Genomic DNA, 26,457 nt, shown 5'->3' with positions numbered 1-26,457 from the left:
CCATGAAAGAACAAATGAAAGGAAGTATGTGGATGCTGCTCGCAAAAGACAAAAATGGGGATGCTTTTTTAGCAATAGAGGCAAGCAAAAAATTCAAGTACTATTGTCCAAGCTGTGGAAAACAAGTATTTTTGAAAAGAGGAAAGAAGCGGATCGCTCATTTTTCTCATCGCGATACAACGAGCTGCCAAGTATTCAGTGAGGCGGAATCTGAAGAGCATCTTTATTTAAAAACACAATTTTTTCAATGGTTGAAAAAGAGTTATCCAAGGGTAGAAATGGAAGGATATTTATCACAACTGATGCAACGTCCTGATATTTTGGCTGGTCATCATGTGTTTGAGGTCCAGTGTTCTCAATTATCCTATGAGCGAATGATCGAACGGACAATCAATTACAAGGCAAATGGGTACATTGTTTGGTGGTTATTGGGAATGGATTTTTTCAAAAAGAAAGATCGGTTAACTGTAGAAAAAAAGTTTTGTTATTACGACGATTTACGACGAGTTCACTTCTGGCAAATCGACTGGTCCACACAGATGATTTACTTATATAGTCAGATCATCACAGATTTATCGGGGAAAATCAGGTTTGAACAATCTTCTTGGTCCTTTTTTGAGAAGGAGCTATTAACAGTATTAGAAGTCGAAAGTGGCTCATTGCGAAAATTGCCAATCTCTCCTTCCGTGAAAACAAAAGACTGGTTAGCGAAACAAATCATTCGAAAAAATAAAAAAGTATTAGGAGTACAAGAACAGTGCTACCTAAGAAAGAAGCATGTGCTTTATCTTGAGTCGTGGATCTATGAAAGCAGTGACTTTTTTTGCTTTTTTTCTGAACAAGTATTCTTTTATCGCTTGCTGTTTTCGCAGATGGGATGCCAAGAGATTGATAAGAAAACAAGTTATTTTGATAAGTGGTATCAAGAAATCAGAAAACATAAAAATGAGTGGTTATTTCCTTTGATTGATGAAGAAAAAATATATCGCTTATTTTATGAAGAGTGTAAACGTTTAGTCGGAAAATAATAATCGGAAAAGAATTCCATATACAAATCATGAAAGAGTTATGATAAACTCAGAAGAGTAAGTAAAAAAGTAACTATTATTTTTATTCAGAGAAGCATAGTTGCAAAGATGATCAAAAGGAGTGGAACAGATGAGCGAAACAACGAAGTTACCAAACAGAGAAGATTTGCCTGAGAAATTGACGTGGGATTTAACACCGATCTTTTCAAGCGATCAAGAATTTGATGAAAAGTACGAAGAATTGACTGAAGAATTAAAAAATTCTGAGCAGTACAAAGGAACATTAGGTAATGGAGCAACAGCATTTTTGGAGGCGCTTGAATTTGTCTTAACAATGTATCGTAAAGTTGAGCTTATTTATGTCTATTCCCATTTAAAAAATGACCAAGATACGACCAATACCACGTATCAAGCGTTGTATGCTCGTGCGGGAAGTTTACTTTCAAAAGTGAGTGAAGCAATTGCTTGGTATGAGCCAGAAGTGTTGCAACTTTCTGATGAGCAAATTTGGCAATATTTTGAAGAAGAACCAAAATTAGAAGTTTATCGTCATTATGTCAAACAAATGGTTGATAACCGCGCACACATTTTATCAGCAGATCAAGAAGCATTACTTGCTGGAGCTGGAGAAATATTTGGTGCCTCAAGTGGTACTTTTGCAGTGTTGAATAATGCTGATTTAGAGTTCCCAACAATCACTGGTGAGAATGGTGAAAAAATCCAATTATCTCATGGTGTATATGGTCAATTATTAGAAAGTACAAATCGTGAAGTACGTGAAGCGGCGTTCAAAGGGCTATACAGCGTATATGCACAATTTAGAAACACCTTTGCTTCCACGCTTGGAACACATATCAAAGGGCACAACTTCAAAGCAAAAGCACGTCGATACGCTTCTGCCAGAGAAGCTGCATTGAGCAATAACCATATTCCTGAAAGTGTATATGATACTTTAGTTACTGTTGTGAACAAACATTTGCCATTATTGCATCGATATATGGAACTACGTAAACGCCTATTAAACGTAGATACATTGCATATGTATGATCTGTATACTCCGGTATTAGGCGAAGCACCAATCACATTCACGTATGAAGAAGCAGTAGAAAAAGCCATTGAATCACTTGCGCCAATGGGAGAAGAATATCTTACTGTCGTAAAAGAAGCATTTTCAAACCGTTGGATCGATGTAGTAGAGAATAAAGGGAAACGCAGTGGGGCTTATTCTTCAGGTGGTTATGATACCAACCCCTACATTTTGATGAACTGGCATGATATACTGGACCAGCTATTCACCTTGGTCCATGAAATGGGGCACAGTGTCCACAGCTATTTCACACATTCGAATCAACCTTTCGTCTACGGCGATTACTCAATCTTTTTAGCCGAGATTGCATCAACAACAAATGAAAATATTTTGACCGAACATTTATTAGCGACCGAAGAAGATCCTCGTGTTCGTGCCTATGTCTTGAATCATTATTTAGATGGTTTTAAAGGAACGATCTTCCGGCAAACACAATTTGCGGAGTTTGAACACTTCATGCACCAAGAAGATGCGAAAGGAACACCTTTGACGAGTGAGTATCTAAGTGAAAGTTACGGCGAATTAAATGCTAAGTATTATGGTCCGGCTGTTGAAAAAGATCCAGAAATCAAAGATGAATGGGCACGTATCCCTCATTTCTACTATAATTATTATGTCTATCAATACTCAACAGGATTTTCTGCTGCATCGGCTTTAGCGAAGAAAATCTGGGAGAAAGAACCAGGAGCATTAGATGCTTACCTAACGTTTCTAAAAGCAGGGAACAGCGATTATCCAGTAGAAGTAATGAAGAAAGCTGGTGTGGACATGACCCAAGCAGCTTATATTGAAGATGCAATGGCTGTGTTTGAACAGCGCTTGAATGAATTAGAAGCATTAGTGGAAGAATTATAGAAATCGTGTGTTGAGTGATCTATTGATCGAATCTTTCTAGATTCGTTCTGATCCTACCAAAAACCGGAAAAGTGTGTGAGTTTCTCACTCAACATTTTTCCGGTTTTTTACTATTAAAAATAACATGGAAATTCAAAAATTAAGGTTTGGATTTTTGGTTTATAGTATACTGACAGGGATAGTATAGTTGATGCGGTGGCTAGCCTTAAGAAAAGAGGTGATGCCTATGTTGATCTGTGGCTTTCTCCTAGAAAGGAATAAGCATGTCCGTGTTTGAGGCATTGATGTTTGCATTGTCATTTGCAACATTGGTCTTGATCGTCAGCAACAAAGACAACAAAAAATAACCGCTCCTTAAACTCTGGACAGTTTAACGGTTATTTTTTGAATCAATATTAAGCTAACCATTGTTTTGAACGATACTATCTGAAGGGGAGCTGTGATGCAGCTCCTCTTTTCAAAGTAATGATATCATAGTTGCTACATAAAAGCGAGTTCAATTTCTTCTGTTCTGGTAGAGAAAAAAAGAGGTAAAAATAGCAATACAATAAATAACAAAAAAATCTAAAAATTAAGGTTTGGATTTTCGGTTTATAGTATACTGACAGGGATAGTATAGTTTGGGCGGTGGCTAGCCTTAAGAAAAGAGGTGATGCCTATGTTGATCTATGGCTTTCTCCTAGAAAGGAATAAGCATGTCTGTGTTTGAGGCATTGATGTTTGCATTGTCATTTGCAACATTGGTCTTGATCGTCAGCGACAAAGACAACAAAAAATAACCGCCACTTAAACTTTGGAAGGTTTAACGGTTATTTTTTGTAAATAACTAAACTAGCCATTGCTTTAAACGATGCTATCTAAAGCGGAGTTGTTGACGTAACTCCGCTTTTCAAAGCAATGATATCATAGTTACTACATAAAAGCGAGTTCATTTTCTTCTGTTCTGGTAGAGAAAAAAAGAGGTAAAAATAGCAATACAATAAATAACAAAAAAATATAAAAATTAAGGTTTGGATTTTCGGTTTATAGTATACTGACAGGGATAGTATAGTTGATGCGGTGGCTAGCCTTAAGAAAAGAGGTGATGCCTATGTTGATCTGTGGCTTTCTCCTAGAAAGGAATAAGCATGTCCGTGTTTGAGGCATTGATGTTTGCATTGTCATTTGCAACATTGGTCTTGATCGTCAGCGACAAAGACAACAAAAAATAACCGCTCCTTAAACTTTGGCGAGTTTAACGGTTATTTTCTGTAACTAACCAAGCTAGCCACCAGTAAAACGGTGCTATATGGAGAGAGAGTTGTTGATACAACGCTCTCTTTTCAAAGTTATGATACCATAACGAGTATATAAAAGCGAGTTCATTTTCTTCCGGCTTATTGGTAAAAGACTGGCTATAATTGTTTTTATTTGACTTGGAGTTGACTCAAGGGGATATACTAGAAGCAATTAATCTAAGGAGTGGAAGCGATGAAAGCAACAGTATTTTTAGAACCAGGGAAAATGGCTATCAAAGAAATGCCTAAGCCAGAATTGAATCAAGAGAACGAAGCAATCATTCGTGTGGTACGTGCAAGTGTATGTGGTTCTGATTTATGGTGGTATCGTGGCATCTCTAAAAAAGAAGCAGGATCTGCTGCGGGACATGAAGCGATCGGTATCGTAGAAGAGGTAGCAGAAGGTGTTACAAACGTTCAACCGGGTGATTTTGTTATTGTGCCTTTTACCCATGGTTGCGGGGAATGTGAGGCTTGTTTAGCTGGGTTTGATGGCGATTGTTTATCAGATACTTCAGGTTCAACAGGCTATCAGGCAGAGTATATTCGCTATCGCAATGCGAATTGGGGGTTAGTAAAAATCCCTGGTAAACCAGAAGATTATTCCGATGATATGTTAAATTCCTTTGTTACGTTGGCGGATGTTATGGCAACGGGCTATCATGCAGCAGTGAGTGCTGAGGTGAAAGAAGGAGATACAGTCGTTGTGATCGGAGACGGTGCTGTAGGTTTATGCGGAGTTATTGGAGCAAAATTGTTAGGCGCATCAAAAATCATTGCGATGAGTCGACATGAAGACCGTCAACAGCTAGCTTTGACATTTGGAGCAACGGATATCATTGCGGCTCGTGGAGAAGAAGCAATTGCTGAGGTCATGAAATTAACAGGTGCCGGCGCGGATGCAGTGTTAGAGTGTGTAGGGACGCAACAAGCGGTTGAAACGGCAGTAAAAGTTGGTCGACCAGGTGCAGTTGTTGGACGTGTGGGGGTTCCTCACGTAGATGAGTTGGATACGAACGCTTTGTTTTATCGTAATATCGGCTTACGTGGAGGGATTGCGGCTGTGACGACTCACGACCGAGCTTCGCTATTAGAAGCAGTCTTATCAAATAAAATCGAACCAGGTAAAGTCTTTACGCAACAATTCGAGTTAGATCAAGTTCAAGCTGCTTATGAGGCAATGGATGAACGAAAAGCAATCAAATCATTATTAGTTATTTGATGGTTCCCCCGTTCGTCTAGTGAGAGGAAATCATTCTTTTCTCCATCCTTCAAGAATTGAAGGATGGTTTTTCAGAAATTTGATGTCTGTCACGCTTTTAAAATCGTTTGTCAAACGGTTTCAATCATGATAAAATAAATGTAATTAGAGAAAAGGAGCGATGTGACATGTGGTTGTTTTATTTGGATCAAGTATTTTTAAACAATTAATTGAATCGTTTAAAAACAACTTGTAAATGACAATTCACGGGAACTTTGCTGTTTTTCTATGCTTTTTTAGTATGGACAAATTTCTTGAAGAAGCAGTCTTTCACAGGCTGCTTCTTTTTTGTGTTTCCTTCAGAAGGATGTTCATTTGCACAGAAGGAGTGCAAACAATGGAAACATTAGCAATACAATTAAAAGATATTGAGATTACGTATAATGGAAAAGAAGTGTTAACAATCAATGAGCAAGCGATTTATGAGAATGCGCGAATCGGTATCGTTGGGGATAATGGGAGTGGAAAATCGACGTTACTCAAATTGTTGGCTAGAGAAATCGTTCCAGAAAAAGGTGAAGTAGCTCGGCAAATAGATTTTCAATATTTTGCGCAAATCGATGCCCTTGATCAGCATCCAAGCGAAGAAATCGATTTTGAGTTACTCAGCCGTTTCCGAGTACCAGATCAAATGGCTCACTTTAGTGGTGGTGAAGAAACGAAATATCGTTTGGCACAAGTATTATCTACGTACACACCAGGTTTGTTATTAGATGAACCAACGACTCACTTGGATCAACAAAGTGTGCAATTGTTGATTGAGGAACTCCGGTATTATTATGGAACCTTAGTTTTTGTTAGCCATGATCGGTTGTTTCTCAATGAATTGGCTGACAAAATATGGGAAGTATCGGGGCATACGATCAAAGAATATACAGGGAATTATGATGATTATCTAAAGCAAAAAGAACAAGAATCAACTGCACAAGAAAGAGCATATGAAGACTATATAAGAGAACGAAAAAAATTAGAAAATAGTATCACCAAAAAAGAGCAGCAAGCAAAAAAAATGGCACAATCTTCTAATCAAAAAAGCAGAAGTAATAAAAACAGCCGAAAGCCTGACCGTCTGGCAGGGACAAAACAAAAAGAAAGTGGTCAAAAAAGTGTAATGAAAGCGGCGAAATCAATGGAGAAACGTTTAGAAAAATTAACGGCAGTCGTAAGAGTGCAGAGAAAACATTCGATTGATTTCCCGCAGACAGAAACAACTGTTTTACACAATAAGTTTCCGGTCGCAGGTGAATCAGTGACGATCCATTACGGTGAAAAAATCTTACTTGATCAAGTTGATTTTGCCTTTTCTCTAGGAAAAAACATCGCGATTAATGGACCTAATGGGAGTGGGAAGTCTAGTTTATTACGACATATCTTGCAGCAAAACAATGGAGTGAAGCTTAGTCCAAAAGTTACTTTTGCTGTCTATGAGCAAATGGATTATCACTATATTGAAGATATGACTGTCCTACAGTATTTGATGCGCCAGACAGAATATCCAGAAAGTTTGATCCGAAGTATGCTACACCATTTAAGCTTTTCACCGGAGGCTATCCAACAATCAGTTTGTTCGTTAAGTGGAGGAGAAGCTACACGGTTGTCACTAGCAACCCTGTTTGCTAAGCCTTCCAACGTATTGATTCTAGATGAACCGACTAATTTTATTGATCTGCGGACAATGAATGCGCTAGAGTATTTTTTGAAACAATATCACGGAACAGTTTTGTTTACTTCGCATGATCCCTATTTTGTTCAACAAGTGGCAGATCAAGTCTATGAAATAAAGGATCGGAAATTGATTCGACGAAATTGAATCAGCGTAAAACGAGTTTACTGTTGTTGCTAAGTGAGCGTCAAAGGGAGTGCCAAAAATAAGTAACTGAAATAAGCAGTGAAATCCGGAAATCGTTTTTCCTATTTTTGGATTTCGCTGTTTATTTTTGTAAGAATTTATTTCTGGCGACTTACCTTTTTTATTTTAATTTTAATACACGCGTGCGCCGCTGACTTTGTTCGGTCCATCGAAATGGAAAAAGCACGAGTTAAATTGCGCTGAAGTGTGATAGCGTTTCCAAGGGAAAGTCATTATAGTTGAAATGGGGGGACAGGAATGATCAATTACCGCTTGAGTTATCTGTTTGAGGAAACGAACAGACAAAAATTGATAAAACTGACGAACTTGGAGGAAGAAACTCTAAAAATAGAATTAACAAAAATCAATCATTTTTGTGAAAAAAAGTTAGGGCAAAAAATAAACATTTCTGGAGAGGAGGTACGGGTTCCGGAGGTGATTCGGCGACGATGGTCTGAAGTCCTCTTTGAAGTGTCAAAACAGGAACTGTATTTTTCGGAAGAGGAAAGACAAGCCATGATTTATCTTCTTGCTTTTTCGATGGTTGATGACTTATCTGTTTATTATTTTCAAGAATTATTCAATGTAAGTAAGAATACAGTTTTGAAAGATGTCAGAAATTTAAGAATGAAACTTCAAGAAGAAAACATTCGCCTGATTTATTCGCGAAAAGAAGGCTTCTACTTAGATGGCGCTGAACTTGATGTTCGCCGTTTAGCTTATTCAACTGTTGGATTACTAACAGATACTAAGAACGGCCACTGGTTACTTTTTGAGGGGATCTATGGCATTTCTAGAACGAATTATGTTGTGGTGAGAGACCGCATGCTAGATATTTTAGCAGAATTCGATTTAATCATCGTTCCGAGTCGTTTTGAGGAAATGTTGTATTTTATTAGTTTTTTATTGTCACGGATCACAAAAAAAGCAGTTTTTCTAACTGAAAAAGACAAAGAGATGCTGATTTCTTTGAATGTCTATCAAGCAAGCAAAAAATTTTTAACAGATTTCGGTCAAATCAAAATCAAGTAGAAGAAGAATGCTATTTGACTGTGCTGTTAAAGACTGTTTTACAAGGCGATATCGAGGATCACTCTGTAGAATTTTTATTGGAATGTGCAAGAGAGGTCATCCATGAGATGGAACGTTTATCCGCTGTCCGGTTTGTTGACTATCGAAAATTATTGATGAATTTCTTTTATCATCTTGTTCCCGCTTATTTTCGTATCCGCTATCGTTTTACATTGAATAATGTGTTGATCGATGAAATCAAAACCCAATATCGAGAATTATTTGAATTGACTCGTTTAGCGCTTTATCCGCTAAAACAATTAGTTGGCGAGATTCCGGATACAGAAATTGGTTATTTTACGATTTTATTTGGTGGAGAGATCAGAAAACAAAAGGAGCGGCATCATTACCAACGATTAAAGGCGATGATCGTTTGTCCCAGTGGTATCAGCTCTGGCTTGATCATGGAATCGGAATTACAAGAGCTGTTTCCACAAATCGAATTTTTGCCGGCACGATCGACAGAAGAATACCAAATGCTTCGTTTTTCGGAAGACATTGATATGGTGTTTTCCAGTGTCCCATTAAAAACTCCGGTAACCAGTTATGTGGTGAAACCCATCATGACTCCTTTAGAAAAAAATGAGTTAGTCAAAAAGGTCCAACAAGCATTTTATGTTTCAGGAAGAGGTGTTCATTCGATCGAAGAAATATTGGAAGTGATTTTTCCATATATTGAATTGAAAGAAGGCATGACAAAGAGGAAACTGCGACAGATCGTCGAGAGAAAAATAAACAAAGAATTGAACAGAAGGGAAGATCAACGGCCGATGTTATCAGAATTATTAACAAAAGAAACCATACACTTTACGGACAAACAACTGACATGGCAAGAAGCCATCACTGAGGCAGCTCAGCCTTTGTTAATGACCAATAAAATCGAAGAAAAGTATGTGGGGGCGATGATCGAAAAGGTCATTGAACATGGACCCTTTATCCATATTGGAAAAGGGATCGCTTTACCTCATGCACGACCAGAAGATGGAGTCAAAGAAATTGGGATGTCGTTACTGAAGGTAACTGATCCAGTCTTATTGAGCGATGATGAAAAACATCCAATCCAGTTATTTATCTGTTTAGCAGCAGTGGACAATGAGATGCATTTGAAAGCTTTAGCTAGTTTAACTAAAATTTTGTCGAATAAAGAACGTTTAGCGTCATTACTCGAAGCGAAAGATGTAGAAGAAATCATCCATGTGATCAAAGAAGGAGAAGATGAAAAATGAAATTTGCAGCAGTATGTGGTTCAGGATTGGGATCAAGTTTTATGGTGGAGATGAATATCAATTCAGTATTAAGTGATCTAGGGGTAAGTGGAGTGGAAGTTGCTCATTATGATCTAGGAAGTGCAGCACCAGAATTAGCAGATGTCTTTTTTATCGGTAGAGATTTAGCAGATAGCGCTCAGCATTTAGGCGAAATCGTCGTGTTGGAGAGTATCATCGATCTAGATGAATTGAAAGAAAAAGTAGCGGAGACATGTAGAGAAAAAGGATTACTATAAAAAAATTTTTTTGGGGGAGGAAAAATAAATGAATAGTATTTTAGATTTATTGATCGATATTGCGAGTACACCAGCAATCTTAGTGGCATTGATTGCAGTATTGGGGAATATGTTGCAGAAAAAAGATGTGGCAACGACTGTTAAAGGTGGGATCAAAACCTTTGTAGGGTTTTTGGTTGTAACAGCTGGTGCGGGTGTCATAGAAAGTTCGTTGGCGCCATTTGGAGAAATGTTTCAAGCCGCATTCAATATGCAAGGCGTTGTTCCTAATAATGAAGCTATCGTAGCGTTAGCTCTAACTACTTATGGAACATATACAGCACTTATTATGTTAGCGGGAATGGCATTCAATATTTTGATTGCGAGAATCACTCGGTACAAATACATTTATTTGACAGGGCATGCAACGTTATACATGGCATGTATGATTGCAGTCATTTTAAGTGTGACAGGAATGAGTACGTTTAGTTTGGTTTTATTCGGTGGGCTAGCGCTAGGTATCTGTAATACGATTTTTCCAGCGATCGCACAACCGTTTACACGTCAAATCACAAAAAATGACTCTGTAGCTTTAGGTCATACAGGAAACTTTGGCTACGCATTGAGTGGCTTGATCGGTAAGTATGTTGGAAATAAAGAAAAATCAACCGAAGACATCAATTTTCCTAAAGGGTTAGCTTTTTTACGGGACTCAACAGTAAGTATCACGATTACGATGGCAATCGTCTATGTGATCGTTGCGTTATTTGCCGGAAGTGACTATATTACTAGCACATTGAGCGATGGCACGAATTATATTATTTATGCTTTACAACAAGCGGGTTCATTTGCCGCAGGTGTTTTTGTGATCTTAGCCGGTGTACGTTTGATTTTAGCTGAAATCGTTCCTGCATTTAAAGGAATATCTGAAAAATTAGTACCAAATTCGATTCCAGCGTTGGATTGTCCAATCGTGTTCCCTTATGCACCAAATGCCGTATTGATTGGCTTTTTAACAAGTTTTGTTGGTGGATTAGTTAGTTTAGTGATCATGGTCTTTACCGGGACAACAGTGATCATTCCTGGCGTAGTTCCTCATTTCTTCTGTGGCGCGACAGCAGGTGTTTATGGAAATGCCACTGGGGGCGTACGTGGCGCGGTCATCGGTTCCTTTATCCACGGGATCATCATTAGCTTCATGCCGATCTTGTTGATGCCAGTAATGGGCGATCTTGGGTTCCAAGGTTCGACTTTCTCAGATACAGATTATGGTGTTGCAGGGATCTTTTTAGGGAACTTAGCAAATATGGGCGGACAAATTGCAGTTATTTCTGGTGTGGTCGCTGTACTTGCTGTTTTGATCGGTTTGACACTTTTAAAGAAAAGTAAAAAATCAGATACAGTCGCAGAGTAAGGGGGTATCATTTTGACCATCAAGGAAGAGCAGCTAAAAGAACTGGAATTATTAGCAACTAAAATACGATTAGATACATTGATCAGTATCAAACACATGGGGCAAGGGCATTTAGGTGGTTCATTTTCGATCGTTGAGTTGTTAGCCGTCTTATACGGTAAGCAGATGAAGATCGATCCTAAAAATCCACAATGGGAAGATCGTGATCGGTTGGTCTTATCTAAAGGACATGCAGGAGCAGGGTTATATAGTGCTTTAGCAAATGTTGGTTATTTTGACAAAGAATGGTTACTGACGATCAATGAAGGTGGAACAAGACTGCCTTCTCATCCGGATCGCCAAAAAACACCTGGTGTTGATGCAACTACGGGTTCTTTAGGGCAAGGCACTTCAATGGCTGCGGGGATCGCTACAGGATTTAAACACGCTAAAAAAGATAACTATGTGTACTTGATCGTGGGAGATGGAGAGTTGAATGAAGGCCAATGTTGGGAAGCATTCCAATATATCGCTCATTTTAAATTAAACCATTGCATCGTGATCATCGATGATAATAAGAAGCAATTAGATGGAGAAACAAAGGACATCCTTGACCCGTTCGATTTACAGAAAAAAATGGAAGCATTCGGTTTCTATACCTTAAAAGTAAAAGGTTCCGATATACAAGCCATTGATGCTGCAATCAACAAATGTAAAGAAGTGACTGATCAAGCAGTTTGTATTGTACTTGATAGCGTGAAGGGACAAGGGGTTCCATATTTTGAAACTTTAGACGCGAATCATTCCGTGAAATTCAATACGGAACAAGTCAATCAAGCAGCAGATCAAGCAATCCAAACATTAGAAGAAAAAATCGAGAGGATGCGATAAGGGATGTTCCATTTAACTAAATCGACAGCGATCGAAAAAGAATTACGAACTTGTGTCGTGGAAACCATCAATGAATTGATGAGAAAAGACGAGAAAGTCATTGCGTTAGATGCTGATCTAGGTTCTGCAAGTGGTTGGACAGCAATTGGAAAGGAACACCCTGACCGCTTTATCAATATGGGGATCGCCGAAGCAAATATGGTTGGTGTCGCAGCAGGATTAAGTTTGTCGGGGTACACGCCATTTATCCATACTTTCGGTCCATTTGCGACACGTCGGGTATTTGATCAACTATTTATTTCAGGTGGCTACGGCGGGAATACCATCAATATTTATGGTTCAGATCCGGGATTTGCTGCAGGGCACAATGGGGGAACTCATACGACTTGGGAGGACGTGGCCTTAATGAAAGCCATCCCTCATTCCGTAGTATGTGATGCGGCAGATGACGTACAAATGGCATGGATCATCAAAGAATTTCATCAAATGTCAGGCATCCATTATGTACGAGGAAATCGTAAAGGCGTCACGCCTGTTTATGAGAAAGGTTCAACGTTTGTATTAGGCAAAGGAAATGTCTTGCGTAAAGGAACGGATTATCTGCTGATTGCGGCAGGGCAACTCGTTTCTGAAACATTGCAAGTAGCCGAACAATTGATGGAAGAAGGAATCAGCTGTGAAGTGATCGATATGTTTACCATCAAACCGATTGATCGAGAGTTGATCCTCAGTGAAGCAATTGGTAAGAAAAAAATCGTAACCATTGAGAATCACTCGATTACTGGCGGCTTAGGTAGTTCAGTCGCTGAAGTTCTTGCAGAAGAAGGGGTTGGCGTTCCACTGAAACGAATCGGTGTCAATGAACGTTTTGGTCAAGTTGGCACACCAGATTTCTTACAACAAGAATTTGGGTTGGATGTTGCGGGGATTAAAAAGCAAATGATGGAATAAGTCAGCGTAATGACTACGATTATTTGCAATCGAAAAGGAGTAACGAAGGGGCAACCCTTTTTTACTCCTTTTTTGAGTTGACGATCCACTAGTAGTACAATGGATTTGTATAGGATAAACATGTTGTCTTATGTTATAAATGTGAGGAGATGAAGGGGTGTTGATTAACAATAAAGGACGAGGATAAGGAGATGATTCATTACCAACTATAGGTTTTCTAATTAGAACGAAACATGTACATATATTTTTTGATTTTGTTATTTAGAGGTAAAATGGATTTCTGGTTAGAGCATAAAAAAATTTTATTGACCGATTATGGAAACAAAAAGAGAAACCCGATCAATAAATATTAGATGGAGGAACAGAAATTGTCGAAATCAACAAAAAATATCCTTATAGTAGGATTAGGTGTTGCTATGTATTTATTTTACTGCGTATGTTTATAAGCATGTGAGCGTGTTTGCAGAGCCATTGGATCAATTGTATCAATCGGATTCTGCCGTCGTTCAAGGGTTTGCCAATTTGATGATCTTCCTATTATTTACTCCTGCACTGAGAATCATTAGTCTTCTTATCTGCTTGCTTTTACTCGTTGTTGTGAATAAAAAAAGAAAGTCGAGTCATTCTGCTGTTTAAGGAAATTAGTCCAGCAGTGTGTATCATTTATAATTTAATAGAAATAATTAGAGAATTGTAGGTGTTTCAAGTAGCCGATGATTCTCTTTTTTTATACAGATAGCAAACAATTTATTTTTATATTGATTAAATAAAATAAAAAAATTAGTGTTTGATTTATTTTCCATTATGTATAAAGAAGAAAAGAATTTTATAAATCAAGCGCTTTTTATTATAATTGACGCACTTATTGAATAAAAATTAAATAATGTTGTATTACCAACCAAAATAAATTTAATCAATAAAAACATGGCATACTGTGTTCAACAAATCGATTTGAAAACATAAGAAAAGAGGAATAGAAATGAAATTATTAACAAAAGTTGCATTAGGTATTGTTACATCAGTAACACTAGGCGTCGTAGGAATGAACCAATCAGTGGAGGCAAGTACAGTTGATCATCGTGTAGACAGTGTGGGAAATTATTATGATGAAAAACTGGTCACTGTTCAAAGTGCGATAGATCCGTGGTATGTACTTGACTGGGATCAATCTGATTTGAACAATGTGTGTATGTTTCATAATGATGGGAATTGGAATCAGAAGTGGGGAATGATGTATAATGAAGAAGATGATTCATATACGATCATGTGTGGACCGCATTTGTTCGATAATTATCTAACATCATCAACATTAACTGAAACGAAAAATTTAGATAGTTTTGGTAATAATAAAGTTGGTAGTTATGGTGGTTCTTTTTATAATAGTAGTCATTGGAAATTACATAAAGTAGGTAATCATGTAAATGGGGGCGTATATCAGTTTAGAAACGCACAAAGTGGAAAACTATTGGATCTGTCAACTGGAAATGTGGGAAATGGAGAAAGTTTAGTCACTCGTCAATATACTAAAGATGGCATTAAGTCACAAGAATTTGTGATTCACGTAGAAGGAGAAATTTAATCCTTCTTGTAGAGCAAAAATTTTTAAGGATGATCAAAAGGAATTGCTGGGATCAGGATAGAATGCACCTAGTTTACTTTAAGGTACAATATTAGAATAGTAGTAAATTTCCTTTTGTTACCGCGTGAAAAATAAAAAGAAAAAACATAGCATCAAATACTAGATGGAAGTACAAGATGTATTGGAATAAAAAACAAATTCTTTTAAAAGAACAGCTTTTTTAATAAGTAATCAAAAAAACGAAAAAAAGACATAAAACAGTTTACCTTGTTTTGTGTCTTTTTATTTTGTGTAATACACACATCTATTATTTAATTTGAAAGCAAAGATAAATGGCTATTTCCGGAATGAAGTTGTGGATTCGTTGCTTGCAATGGATGGCTTTCAAACAGCTGATAGCTGTCTTCTTTTCCTTGACAGATCGCCATGATTTGGCGAACACTGTTCATGCCTTCAACTAATACTCCAAAATTTTGTTCACGATTATAATTATAAACAACAGCAGATGGATGTTTCTTTATCCCCATTTCACGGGCCATTTTTTGGTCTGAGAAAAATGCTTCTTTGACAAATTCAGATTGGCGATCTTCTTTGAACATGTTTAGATCTCCAATTTCTGAAAAAATCGATTCAGAAAGCTGTTGAGAATATGGAATTTTTTTACAACTGACTGCTTCTTGTAATCGGCTAAGAAATTGTCTTCCTTTTTTCTTTCCTTGAAAATGCGCAGCTTTGCAATCTAATGCAGCTGAATAAGTAATGGAAAATAGTTTGTTGCGCTCTTCAAGATTAGTTTGAGAAATCCCGTTAGTCTGCATGACATCCCCGATTGTCTGCAAGTTAACTAGTGGTAGAAAACGAAATTGTACTTTGTCTTTCGGCTTCTTTCCATATTCCTCATCAATAAATTGAACGAGCTGTTGCTCTAAATGAAAGCAGTTTTTCCCCAATGGATTAACAAAAAAATAGATTTCGATCATACGAATCTCCCCCAAATTAGATTCTATGCAAATCATGAATAATATTCACAACGTATAACTTACCAGAAAATCCCGAAAAAATGAACTCATGAGCCTTATGAAAATGATAGAGTTCTAATTTTTGGCCTCAAACATTCGTTGGATTTTATTTTTTGAAGGATGATAAGGAATCCCTTGACGTTGAAGGAAGTGCTCAAATGCTACTTTTCCACTGGCAGCATCAGTGACTTCTAATTCTAATTCATAATCGTGAAGCTGCTCCCCCCAACTTTCGTCAATGGCTAACAAGCCTTCATCAATAGGAAATTCAACACGCTTGGTCGTCAGTTCACCAATTTTGAATAATTGCTTGGAATCAATTGATAGTTCATGAAGTTTTTGAAAAACAGCACCCGTTCGTGGCAGTATCTGTTCCTCGATCATTTTAGTGGCTTCTTGGAGCGTATAGGTGTCTGTTGTTTCCAATTTTCCTTCTGTAGTTGGTGTTTTTAATGTGTACTCCGCATAGGTATCTAATAAGCGGATACGTAACCCACAACCACGCTTTTTTAATTGGAAATCAGGCGTATCATAATAAATATTGGTTTGGATATGGAAGGATTCCGTTGTAAGTTGATAGTGCGAAAGCAAACGCGTGTAATCTTCCTTAGTTAGCAATGTTTTAAATTCGATCTCTAACATTTCAGTCATTGGCCTCGCCCCTTTTCTTTTATTTTGCCTAATTTTTTGTTTTTGGTCAACTTCAAAGACAGAAGGTGCAAAAAAACTATGTTTATATGTTAGAATATCTATGAATGTTAACAAAGTAGAGGTATAGATTATGGAACGAGACTGGGAAGAGTTTTTAGCACCTTACGAACAAACAGTATCAGAATTAAAAGTAAAACTAAGAGGAATACGTAAACAATTTAGAGAACAAAATCGCCATGTCCCAATCGAGTTTGTGACGGGGCGGGTCAAACCGGTAGAAAGCATCGTTACCAAGTCTCAATTGCGTCATATCCCAATGGCGCGTTTAGAGGAAGAAATGTCAGATATTGCTGGGCTAAGAATCATGTGTCAATTTGTAGAAGATATCCATCAGGTGGTTGAGATCATCCGTAACCGAAAAGATATGAAAGTATTACAGGAGCGAGATTATATCACCAATAAAAAAGCGAGTGGGTATCGCTCGTATCATTTAGTGATCGAATATCCAGTCCAATTGATCAGTGGTGAAAAGAAGATCTTAGCAGAAATTCAAATTCGAACGTTAGCGATGAACTTTTGGGCAACGATCGAACATTCGTTGAATTATAAATACCAAGGTGTATTTCCGGAAGAAATGAGTGAACGATTACAACGTGCAGCAGAAGCCGCGTATCAACTCGACGAAGAAATGTCGAATATCCGTGAAGAGATCCAAGAAGCACAACGGTTATTCTCACATGGCAGAGGCAAATCTGAAGATGCCTATTATCGCTCATTGATCAATCAAGAGAATAAACATGAGGAGGCAAAAGATGAAGGTAGCGATCGTTCATAACAAGGAACCAAAAACATTAGCAGTCACCGAACGATTGAAAAATCTTTTGGCTCAAGCAAATATCAAGATCGATGATCAACAACCAGAGTTAGTGATTTCAGTTGGCGGGGATGGGACGCTTTTAGCCGCGTTCCATCAATTTAGCCATGCTTTGAACGATGTGCGCTTTTTAGGCGTCCATACAGGTCATTTAGGCTTTTATACGGACTGGCGAGACTATGAATTAGAAGAACTAGTCGATAGCCTGAAAACCAATCGTGAACAAAGTGTCAGCTACCCATTGTTAGATGTTCGAATCAGCTATTTAGATGATAAACCTGATCAACATTTTTTTGCTTTGAATGAGTCAACGATCAAGCGTTCTAACCGAACGATGGTAGCAGATGTATATATCAAGAACGAACTATTTGAAAGCTTCCGTGGTGATGGTTTGGCGTTGTCTACGCCTACAGGATCGACTGCGTATAATAAGAGTGTTGGTGGGGCTGTGATCCATCCAAGTATCAATGCGTTTCAATTAGCAGAGATAGCTTCATTGAATAACCGCGTTTTTCGTACGCTAGGTGCGCCGATGGTCATTGCTCAAGATGAATGGGTGGAGATCCGTTTAGAGAATACCGCCGATTATTTGGTGACGATCGATCAATTGGACGTTTCAAAAAATAATATACGAGCCATTTATTATCGCATCGCAGAAGAAAGAATCCACTTTGCTTCTTATCGACATATGCATTTTTGGCACCGTGTCAAAGATGCCTTTATTGGTGAGGTTTAGCAATGGAGTTCACATGGATCTATGAAAAAGAGCAAGCGCAACAAGTGAAATATTTTTTGAAAGAAAAAGGAATCTCCAAGGGACTACTAGCGAAAGTCAAGTTTCAAGGCGGCACGATCATGGTCAATGATCAGGTTGAGAACGTCTTGTTTTCTTTGACTCAAAATGATAAGGTAACCATTGTGATCCCAGCAGAAGGCGAGCACGAAACGGTTCTGTTAGACGAAACGCCGATCGTGATCGTTTATGAGGACGATCATATCTTAGTCGTCAATAAACCAGCTGGAATATCCTCGATACCGGCACAGTACCATCCTAACGGTACGATGGCGAATCGAGTAAAAGCTTATTATAAACAACAAGGCTATGAAAATCAGGTGATCCATGTAGTGACTAGACTGGATCGTGATACTTCAGGATTGATGCTTTTTGCAAAGCATGGCTTTGCTCATGCAAAATTGGACGTACAGCTTCGTGAAAAGAAGTTCGTCAAAAAATATCAAGCTTTAGTCAGCGGTGATGTGGATAAGTTGAACGTGCATGGGCAGATCGATTTACCAATTGCTCGTGATATGACATCATTATTAAAACGTAAAGTATCTTCTACGGGGAAGAGTGCGCAGACGGAATACTGGTTGGAGAACAGGTCAGCAGAGATTGCACTCGTTGATATCCAATTGCATACGGGACGCACACATCAGATCAGAGTGCATTTTTCTGCGATCGGGTGTCCTCTTTTAGGCGATGACATGTATGGGGGAAGAATGGATCTAGGCATAGCTAGACAGGCCTTGCATTGTTATGACTTACGGTTTTATCATCCATTTACAGAAAAATTATTAGAATTCAAACAGCCTTTAGCAAAAGATATGGCAACAATAGTGAAACGATTTGAAGATTAAGGTGAGGTGAGATTGGTTTGGACGAAAATCAAGAATTAGAGGAAAGATTTGCCCAGTTAGCTCAAGATCTAAGAGAAAACAATATTCAGGATTTTAGAAATAACTTCTTGGAGATGCATATCTACGAACAGGGGCAATTCTATCAATCCCTTAAGGAAGCAGATCGTCAACAGATTTATACCTATCTTTCGCCAAAGGAATTGGCGGATATGTTCGATGTCATTGAAGAAGATAACGAATATATGAAGGAATATTTAGCAGAAATGCGTCCTAGTTATGCCGCGGAAATGCTCTCAGAGATGTATACCGATAACGCGGTCGATTTGTTGAATACTTTAGATAAGAAACAAGTGGCGAAATATCTTAGTTTGATGACAGCAGAAGATGCGAGTGAGATCAAAGACCTCTTGCATTATGAAGATGAAACGGCTGGGGCGATCATGACGACCGAATTTATTTCGATCGTTGCGAATCAAACTGTTCGTTCGGCGATGTATGTCTTGAAAAATGAAGCAGATGTGGCAGAAACGATTTATTACATTTATGTAGTCAATCAGGACAATCAACTCGTTGGGGTTATCTCGTTGCGTGACTTGATCGTCAATGATGATGATGCGATGATCTCTGATTTGATGAGTGAACGGGTACTGTCTGTTCACGTAGGCGACGACCAAGAAGACGTGGCGCAAACTTTCCGTGACTACGACTTTCTTGCATTGCCTGTCACGGATTATGATGATCATTTATTAGGGATCGTGACTGTTGATGATATCATCGACGTTATCGATGATGAAGCAGCGAGTGACTATTCTGGACTAGCGGGGGTCAACGTCGAAGAAATCAATGAGAATCCAGTGAAATCAGCTTCTCGACGCTTACCTTGGTTGATCACTTTATTATTTTTAGGTATGTCGACTGCCTCTTTGATCAGCCATTATGAAGAATTGGTCAGTGAAGCAAGTATTTTAGCTGTCTTTATTTCTTTGATCACAGGGACGGCTGGAAACGCCGGTACACAATCGTTAGCGGTCGCTGTACGTCGCTTAGCGATTTCGGATGAAAAAGACCAAGGATTTGTTCGCTTGATCGTGGCAGAAGTGCTGACAGGTTTAGTGACTGGTGCTGTAACTGGTCTAACGATCTTCTTGATCGTAGGATTTTGGAAACAGAACTTTATTCTCGGCTTTGTAATCGGTATTGCGATGCTATTTGCGATCACAGTGGCAAATCTTGCGGGAAGTTTGATCCCGATGTTGATGGATCGTTTAGGCTTTGACCCTGCCGTTGCCAGTGGGCCATTTATTACGACCTTGAGTGACTTGACCAGTGTATTGATCTATTTCAATATCGCTTCGTTGTTTATGGGGTATTTTATGTAAGAAAATAGAGTTAAAATAGTGTTTGGGACATTAGTCCTCTTGTACTACCTAAAACCGAATAAACGGCGAGAACAGAAGTAACCTCTTCGGAAATAAGGCGCCATCCACAAAAATTTGAAGAACAATTTTCGTGGATGGCGCCTTATTTCTCGAGGCTGAACACTTCTGTCCCGACCTCTTATTTTTGTTTATTCAGATAAAGGAACGATTTTGGTACCGTGGACTTCGTGGACTTCTAAAGCATCCGCAACTACTTGTGCGTTTTCTGAAGTGATGCCACCACCAGGTAAAATGATGATTCGTCCGTCTGCATGAGCGATCAACTGTTTTAAGTGCGCAAAATTGTCTTCGATGTTTGTACCGGCAACCCCGCCATGTGTCAAGATACGATGAACGCCATGTTCAACCAACCAATCGATGGCTTCGTATTGACGTTCTTGAGGAATCGCATCAAACGCCATGTGGAAGGTGATCTGTAAGCCTTCTGCGGAGTCGATCAAGACTTCCAGTGCTTCTTCATCTAACCATCCAGAAGGAGTCAAGCAACCGATCACTACACCGTCAGTTCCTAGTTTTTTGGCTTCAATCAAGTCAGTGTGCATGATTTTCAATTCGATATCATTATAAACAAAATCGCCACCACGTGGTCGGATGATCGTCATAACAGGTACGCTTTTTTCATTAGCATAGCTCAATACTTCTTCAATGACACCGGTACTTGGTGTAGTGCCACCTACTGCTAGGTTGTCACATAATTCGATCCGGTTGGCTCCATTTGCGATGGCTAACGGGATCGATGTATAATTCTCCGCACAAAATTCTTTGATCATATTCTTGCTCCTTTGTTTTGCCTTCTTTTTTTGAAATTATACCATAGTTTTTACAGTTGCTAAAGCGTTCGTCAAACGGTAAGATGAAGGAGATAGCATGATAGGCAACATCAGATGACGAATGTTTTTAGAGAAGTTTTTTTATCTTTATATGACTATCTCACTACGTATTTTAAAGGAATGAATAATCACTATGTTAAAGAAAATAGACCAGAGTCGACTATTTTTATCAGAGAATGCCCAAATGTTCCGTTGCCCGTTATGTCAAGAATCCTTTTTATCGACCACGAATGGGCTTATTTGCCAAAAGAATCATCGTTTTGATTTATCTAAAAAGGGAACGTTGTATTTTTTATCTCACGCAATCAAAACCGAATATGATCAAGATATGTTTGCTCCAAGAAGACGAATGATCCAATCAGGGATGTATCAACCATTGATCGAACAGTTAGCTCAGCATCTACCAGATGATGCGACCGTCCTAGATGTCGGTTGTGGAGAAGGGAGTTTTTTGACGGCCATCGATCAATTACAACCACTAAAACAAGCAATCGGCTTTGATATCGCGAAAGAAGGCGTCTATGCAGCCACGGAACAGCCGATGCAAGCATTTTGGTGTGTCGCGGATTTAACCAATTTGCCTTTTGCAGATCAACGATTTTCGGCGATATTGAATATTTTCTCGCCTTCTCACTATCAAGAGTTTCAGCGAGTACTTGCAGATGACGGTATGGTGTTAAAAGTCGTTCCGCAATCAGGCTATTTAAAAGAATTACGCCAGGCTTTTTATCCAGATCAGCCAGAAAAACACCATTATTCTAATGAACGTGTTGTTGACAAATTCATGGAATCAATGGCGTCAGTGGAACGTCAACGTGTGACGTATGAATTTACGATTCCTGAAGAAAATCGCCGTGATCTCTTGGCAATGTCGCCACTGGAATGGCAAGTAGCAAAAGAAATAAAAGAGGCTCTGATGAAAGAACCTCTTAGAAAAATTACAATTGACGTAGAATTGTTAAAAGGAAATAAGAGAAAACGATTCCAATAAGAATATTATAGAGTTAAGGTTGCAAAAAGCGTTTAATGGTGATATAGTAGCAACAAGTTGTTTTTTCATTGGTTTTTATCAGGTTCCTGTTCTGATAAAAGATAGTGAAAAGAGCTTCACTAACGTAACGACTCGCAGTGACTGACACCGAGTTGATACGTTTTTTTTTATGCAAAAATCAAGATTTAAGCTAAAATTGATTTCACATATACATGAGAGGATGGATAGTATGAACCACATCGTTTTATTTGAACCTTTGATTCCAGCGAACACAGGAAATATTGCACGAACATGTGCAGCGACCAACACGCCGTTACATTTGATCGAACCACTAGGATTTTCAACAGATGATAAACAGCTAAAACGAGCGGGTCTTGATTATTGGCATGATGTAGATATCACGTATCATGCAGATCTACCAGCTTTTATGACATATTTAGGCGAGAGAAAATTACATTTGATCTCCAAATTTGCGAATAAAGTATACAGTGATGAAGACTTTGCAGATGGCGAAGAGCATTTCTTTTTGTTTGGGAAAGAGACAACTGGGTTACCGGAATCATTTATGCGCGAGCATGAAGAAAAATGCTTACGTATCCCAATGAATGACACGCACGTCCGTTCATTGAATCTATCGAATACAGCAGCAATGATCGTGTATGAAGCATTGCGCCAACAAGGTTTCCCAAATTTAGAGTTAACACATCATTACGAAAATGATAAGCTAGACTAAAGGTTGTGAAGAGAAGTTATGCTCCTATAAGAAAGCGAAGTTGAGAAAATAGGCACTCTGATTGCTCAACCTTCATTTTGATAGAGTAGGAGCTTCCTTTTTCACATTCTTTATCAAGGGTGTGGATGAAGTACGTGGATATTGCTGATCGAAAACAAGACTACATAAAGGACAGCACAGTTTTTTTACAATCGATTTTTAGCGATGTTCAATTGGCGCAAGCCTCTATTTTTTAGAAACAAGCTTATCTACACGGTCCAACGGGAAAATCCTATATGATAGTATATATACAAGTACGGAGTGAGGAGTCTAACATCTATGGAACTATACTTTACAAGACATGGTAAAACGGAATGGAATCTTGAAAGACGCTTTCAAGGGAGCCAAGGAGACTCACCGTTGTTACCTCAAAGTTATGAGGAAATCAAAGCATTCGGCCAAATGGTCAAGTCTGTTCCTTTTGAAGCTATTTATTGCAGTACAGCAAAACGTGCAAGAGATACAGCAAAAGGGATCAATCAAGAATTAAAGCATCCGACAGAAATCATTTATACAGATAAATTAAGAGAACTAGGTTTAGGAAAACTGGAAGGACAGTCGATCGAAGAGATGTACAAAAAGTTTCCAGAGAACTTACCTAATTTGCGAAATCATTTAGATAAATATGATCCAACACCTTTTGAAGGAGAGCCGATCACCGAAGCAATCACGCGGATCGAAGCAGTTGTTGCAGATGCAGTCTGTCAACATCAAGGGCCTATTCTATTTGTAGGGCATGGTGCCTCTCTAACTGCTGCGATCCAGTGGATGACTGGTAAAGAATTAAGTCAGCTACGAGAAATGGGCGGTCTATTCAATAGTAGCTTGACGATTTTAGAAACAGGAGAACCAAACAATCTGTTACCATATGATCTTAAAGTATGGAATCAGGTGGATTTTTTAGGTAATGGACAGCCAGAGCCTTTACTATAAATAAAGGAGGCGGCCTCGATGGAGCCAGAAGAAATGCCTTATTTTGTCGGCACAGTTGCCGCTATCTTTTTTCAAAATCCTAGTAATTTTTATAAAGTATTGCTCATCCAAGTCAGTGAAACAAGTGTTGATTATCGGGAAAAAGAAATTGTCGCAACTGGTAGTTTTGGCGATATCCAAGAGAACGAAGTGTATCGTTTTTATGGTGAGCTAGTTGATCATCCCAAATATGGCAGACAGTTGAAGGTAGAGCGTTACGAACAGGAAAAGCCAACGACAGCCAACGGAATCGTCAACTACCTATCAAGTGACAAGTTTCCCGGTATTGGAAAGAAAACCGCAGAGAAGATAGTAGAACTGCTTGGTGAAGATGCGATTGAAAAAATCATCGAAGATCCTTCACAATTGCAACAGATTTCAGGTTTAACGAAGCCCAAAAGAGAGATGATTGCTGAAACGATCCGTTTGAATCATGGAATGGATCAAGTGATCATGGGGTTGAACCGCTATGGATTTGGTAGTCAATTAGCCTTCAGTATCTATCAAGCTTACAAAAATGAAGCGTTGGATATCATTCAAGAAAATCCTTACCAATTAGTGGAAGAGATTGAAGGAATCGGCTTTAAACGTGCAGACAATTTAGCGGAACAGATCGGTATTGCTGCTGACTCGCCAAGAAGGATCAGAGCAGCAATCTTGCACCAGATTTTCCAACAGGCGATCCAAACCGGTGATACTTATGTTCCTGCTGAATCTTTGTTGCAGCAGACGATCAAAATCTTGGAATCAAGTCGTCCAATCGAAATCGAACCGGATCAAGTAGCGACTGTCATTATTCAGTTAGTGGAAGAGGGAAAGATCCAACAAGAAGAAACGAATCTATATGAAAATAGTTTGTATTTTTCTGAATGGGGGATCGGTAATTCGATCCAACGCTTGCTGAGTCGAAAAAAGGAAATCAAGTACGAACCAAAGGAAATTAAAAAGAATATTCGACGAATTGAGAAAATGTTTGGTATCCAGTATGGGGATTCACAAGAAGAAGCGATTTCTGAAGCGATTCGCTCACCACTATTTATCTTGACTGGTGGTCCAGGAACTGGAAAAACTACAGTGATCAATGGCATCGTTCATCTGTTTGCAGAGTTAAACGGCTTAGATCTTGATCCGACGAAATATACCCAAGAGATTTTTCCGATCCTCTTAGCTGCACCTACAGGACGGGCTGCTAAACGGATGAATGAAACGACTGGCTTGCCAGCTAGTACGATCCACCGGCTTTTAGGTTTGAATGGTCGTGAGAAAACCCCTTCGATCAGTACGAAGGAATTAGACGGTGGCTTATTGATCGTCGATGAAATGTCGATGGTTGATACATGGTTGGCCAATACACTGTTCAAGGCGATCCCTACGAATATGCAAGTGATCTTAGTAGGCGACAAGGATCAGCTACCATCAGTAGGTCCTGGGCAAGTCTTGCATGATCTATTAGAAATCGATCAAATCCCTAAAATCGAATTGAATCAGATCTATCGTCAAGGCGATGGCTCAAGTATCATTCCTTTGGCTCATGAGATCAAAGAAGGAAGATTGCCAGCAGATTTTACGAAAAATCAAAAGGATCGCTCTTTCTTTGCAAGTGATGCGTACCAAATCGAACCATTGATTTCTAAAATCGTGGAAAAGGCGAAAAACAAAGGATTTACTGCACAAGATATTCAAGTGTTGGCACCGATGTATCGCGGTGCCGCTGGTATCGATGCCTTGAATAAAATGATGCAAAATATTTTCAATCCAGGCGGTGGGAATCGGAAAGAAGTTCACTGGAATGATACAGTTTATCGAATCGGAGATAAAGTACTCCATTTGGTCAACACGCCAGAATTGAATGTGTTCAATGGTGACATGGGAGTGATCACAGGGATCATCTTAGCGAAAGATTCGGAAGATAAAGTGGACGAACTTGTCATCCAATTTGATGCCAATGAAGTGAGTTACAAACGAAATGAATGGAATAAGATCACCCTGTCTTATTGTTGCTCGATCCATAAATCCCAAGGTAGCGAGTTTAAGATGGTGATTTTGCCGATGGTCCATCAATACCAGCGAATGCTTCAACGAAATCTATTGTATACAGCGGTTACTCGTAGTAAGGAATTATTGATTTTGTTAGGGGAAGAGCAAGCGTATTTGACTTGCGCAAAAAACGAATCCGCTGTTCGATTGACGACACTGAAAAAGCGGATCGAAGACAATGAAATGACCCTTAATCTACGTACGAAATTAGCCGCCTATGAAGATTCCTTGACAGGTGATGATCCATTTGAAGAAGGAACGTATTCGGCAGTCATTGAACAAGTAACTGAGCCAACAAAACAAATAGAGGACCGTAAAGAGGTAACTGATCAAGCACAGGAAGTTTCGCTTTTTGCTGTTGAAGAAGAAAAAAATGAAGTGAAAGAAGCTGAAATGCCAAAATTACCTGAAAACTATATTCTCACAACCGAAGCTGTGGAACAGCAATGGATTGATCCGATGATTGGTATGGAAAACATCCGACCATAAATAGGAAACGTAAGTTGGAA

General features: G+C 38.8%; 21 protein-coding genes and 1 pseudogene. 19 read left to right on the top strand and 3 right to left on the bottom strand.

Features of this window, described 5'->3' with window-relative positions; all coding sequences use genetic code 11:
• The first annotated feature begins 32 nt into the window (after nucleotides 1-32).
• The 11 genes and pseudogenes from CUS89_RS07125 (at nucleotide 33) to CUS89_RS07075 (ending at nucleotide 14,725) form a co-directional block, all read left to right on the top strand.
• Nucleotides 33-1,028: a competence protein CoiA gene (locus CUS89_RS07125; protein ID WP_104871593.1), complete on the top strand. Its 996-nt coding sequence runs from the start codon at nucleotides 33-35 to the stop codon at nucleotides 1,026-1,028.
• A 130-nt stretch (nucleotides 1,029-1,158) separates the two neighbouring features.
• Nucleotides 1,159-2,970: an oligoendopeptidase F gene (pepF, locus tag CUS89_RS07120; RefSeq protein ID WP_104871592.1), complete on the top strand. Its 1,812-nt coding sequence runs from the start codon at nucleotides 1,159-1,161 to the stop codon at nucleotides 2,968-2,970.
• A 1,470-nt stretch (nucleotides 2,971-4,440) separates the two neighbouring features.
• Entirely contained in the window at nucleotides 4,441-5,469 is a 1,029-nt protein-coding gene (locus CUS89_RS07115) for a zinc-dependent alcohol dehydrogenase family protein (RefSeq protein WP_104871591.1), read from the top strand.
• Between the two features lie 376 nt (nucleotides 5,470-5,845).
• On the top strand, nucleotides 5,846-7,318 hold the full coding sequence (gene abc-f / locus CUS89_RS07110) for a ribosomal protection-like ABC-F family protein (RefSeq protein ID WP_104871590.1): 1,473 nt from the start codon (nucleotides 5,846-5,848) through the stop codon (nucleotides 7,316-7,318).
• Between the two features lie 297 nt (nucleotides 7,319-7,615).
• A pseudogene (locus tag CUS89_RS16615) lies at nucleotides 7,616-9,654 on the top strand (BglG family transcription antiterminator).
• Nucleotides 9,651-9,932 carry a PTS sugar transporter subunit IIB gene (locus tag CUS89_RS07100; RefSeq protein WP_104871589.1) on the top strand — a complete coding sequence of 94 codons (282 nt, stop codon included), beginning with the start codon at nucleotides 9,651-9,653 and terminating at the stop codon, nucleotides 9,930-9,932. The pseudogene CUS89_RS16615 and the gene CUS89_RS07100 overlap by 4 nt, the downstream one beginning before the upstream one ends.
• A gap of 28 nt (nucleotides 9,933-9,960) precedes the next feature.
• Complete coding sequence (locus CUS89_RS07095; RefSeq protein WP_104871588.1) at nucleotides 9,961-11,325, top strand: PTS ascorbate transporter subunit IIC; 1,365 nt, start codon at nucleotides 9,961-9,963, stop codon at nucleotides 11,323-11,325.
• Nucleotides 11,326-11,337: 12 nt separating this feature from the next.
• On the top strand, nucleotides 11,338-12,195 hold the full coding sequence (locus tag CUS89_RS07090) for a transketolase (protein WP_104871587.1): 858 nt from the start codon (nucleotides 11,338-11,340) through the stop codon (nucleotides 12,193-12,195).
• A gap of 3 nt (nucleotides 12,196-12,198) precedes the next feature.
• On the top strand, nucleotides 12,199-13,146 hold the full coding sequence (locus CUS89_RS07085; protein WP_104871586.1) for a transketolase family protein: 948 nt from the start codon (nucleotides 12,199-12,201) through the stop codon (nucleotides 13,144-13,146).
• A gap of 408 nt (nucleotides 13,147-13,554) precedes the next feature.
• Nucleotides 13,555-13,782 carry a hypothetical protein gene (locus CUS89_RS07080; RefSeq protein ID WP_258082396.1) on the top strand — a complete coding sequence of 76 codons (228 nt, stop codon included), beginning with the start codon at nucleotides 13,555-13,557 and terminating at the stop codon, nucleotides 13,780-13,782.
• Nucleotides 13,783-14,125: 343 nt separating this feature from the next.
• Nucleotides 14,126-14,725 carry an RICIN domain-containing protein gene (locus CUS89_RS07075; RefSeq protein ID WP_104871585.1) on the top strand — a complete coding sequence of 200 codons (600 nt, stop codon included), beginning with the start codon at nucleotides 14,126-14,128 and terminating at the stop codon, nucleotides 14,723-14,725.
• Between the two features lie 311 nt (nucleotides 14,726-15,036).
• Here the strand turns inward: CUS89_RS07075 and CUS89_RS07070 are convergent, their stop codons facing one another.
• Both CUS89_RS07070 and CUS89_RS07065 read right to left on the bottom strand, forming a co-directional pair.
• Complete coding sequence (locus CUS89_RS07070) at nucleotides 15,037-15,705, bottom strand: DsbA family protein (protein ID WP_023520411.1); 669 nt, start codon at nucleotides 15,703-15,705, stop codon at nucleotides 15,037-15,039.
• 114 nt (nucleotides 15,706-15,819) lie between these two features.
• Nucleotides 15,820-16,395, bottom strand: coding sequence for a CYTH domain-containing protein (locus tag CUS89_RS07065; protein WP_104871584.1), 576 nt, complete (start codon nucleotides 16,393-16,395; stop codon nucleotides 15,820-15,822).
• Nucleotides 16,396-16,525: 130 nt separating this feature from the next.
• Between CUS89_RS07065 and CUS89_RS07060 the strand changes: the two genes are divergently transcribed.
• Genes CUS89_RS07060 through mgtE form a run of 4 tightly spaced genes read left to right on the top strand, consistent with a single transcriptional unit; the run spans nucleotide 16,526 to nucleotide 20,286 of the window.
• Complete coding sequence (locus CUS89_RS07060) at nucleotides 16,526-17,230, top strand: GTP pyrophosphokinase (protein ID WP_019722324.1); 705 nt, start codon at nucleotides 16,526-16,528, stop codon at nucleotides 17,228-17,230.
• A complete protein-coding gene (locus tag CUS89_RS07055) occupies nucleotides 17,208-18,005 on the top strand; it encodes an NAD kinase (protein ID WP_010734258.1) in 798 nt (265 codons plus the stop codon). Before CUS89_RS07060 ends, CUS89_RS07055 begins: the two co-directional genes overlap by 23 nt.
• A 2-nt stretch (nucleotides 18,006-18,007) precedes the next feature.
• Nucleotides 18,008-18,907, top strand: a complete 900-nt coding sequence (locus tag CUS89_RS07050; RefSeq protein ID WP_065096659.1) for an RluA family pseudouridine synthase — start codon at nucleotides 18,008-18,010, stop codon at nucleotides 18,905-18,907.
• A gap of 17 nt (nucleotides 18,908-18,924) precedes the next feature.
• Nucleotides 18,925-20,286 carry a magnesium transporter gene (gene mgtE / locus CUS89_RS07045; protein WP_071866467.1) on the top strand — a complete coding sequence of 454 codons (1,362 nt, stop codon included), beginning with the start codon at nucleotides 18,925-18,927 and terminating at the stop codon, nucleotides 20,284-20,286.
• Nucleotides 20,287-20,474: 188 nt separating this feature from the next.
• Here mgtE and CUS89_RS07040 read toward each other — a convergent pair whose 3' ends face one another.
• Complete coding sequence (locus CUS89_RS07040) at nucleotides 20,475-21,116, bottom strand: copper homeostasis protein CutC (protein ID WP_104871583.1); 642 nt, start codon at nucleotides 21,114-21,116, stop codon at nucleotides 20,475-20,477.
• Between the two features lie 193 nt (nucleotides 21,117-21,309).
• On the opposite strand from CUS89_RS07040, the gene CUS89_RS07035 reads away from it, so the two are divergent.
• The 4 genes from CUS89_RS07035 (at nucleotide 21,310) to recD2 (ending at nucleotide 26,437) form a co-directional block, all read left to right on the top strand.
• Complete coding sequence (locus CUS89_RS07035) at nucleotides 21,310-22,167, top strand: methyltransferase domain-containing protein (protein ID WP_104871582.1); 858 nt, start codon at nucleotides 21,310-21,312, stop codon at nucleotides 22,165-22,167.
• 229 nt (nucleotides 22,168-22,396) lie between these two features.
• Complete coding sequence (gene trmL / locus CUS89_RS07030; protein WP_065096662.1) at nucleotides 22,397-22,900, top strand: tRNA (uridine(34)/cytosine(34)/5-carboxymethylaminomethyluridine(34)-2'-O)-methyltransferase TrmL; 504 nt, start codon at nucleotides 22,397-22,399, stop codon at nucleotides 22,898-22,900.
• A gap of 318 nt (nucleotides 22,901-23,218) precedes the next feature.
• A complete protein-coding gene (locus CUS89_RS07025; RefSeq protein WP_104871581.1) occupies nucleotides 23,219-23,872 on the top strand; it encodes a histidine phosphatase family protein in 654 nt (217 codons plus the stop codon).
• 18 nt (nucleotides 23,873-23,890) lie between these two features.
• Nucleotides 23,891-26,437: an SF1B family DNA helicase RecD2 gene (recD2, locus tag CUS89_RS07020; RefSeq protein WP_104871580.1), complete on the top strand. Its 2,547-nt coding sequence runs from the start codon at nucleotides 23,891-23,893 to the stop codon at nucleotides 26,435-26,437.
• The last annotated feature ends 20 nt before the right edge of the window (nucleotides 26,438-26,457 follow it).

The organism is Enterococcus mundtii (genome assembly GCF_002947535.1).
Classification (GTDB): domain Bacteria; phylum Bacillota; class Bacilli; order Lactobacillales; family Enterococcaceae; genus Enterococcus_B; species Enterococcus_B mundtii_B.
Note: the sequence above shows the minus strand (reverse complement) of the source record. Positions and strands in the feature narration are given on the sequence as shown.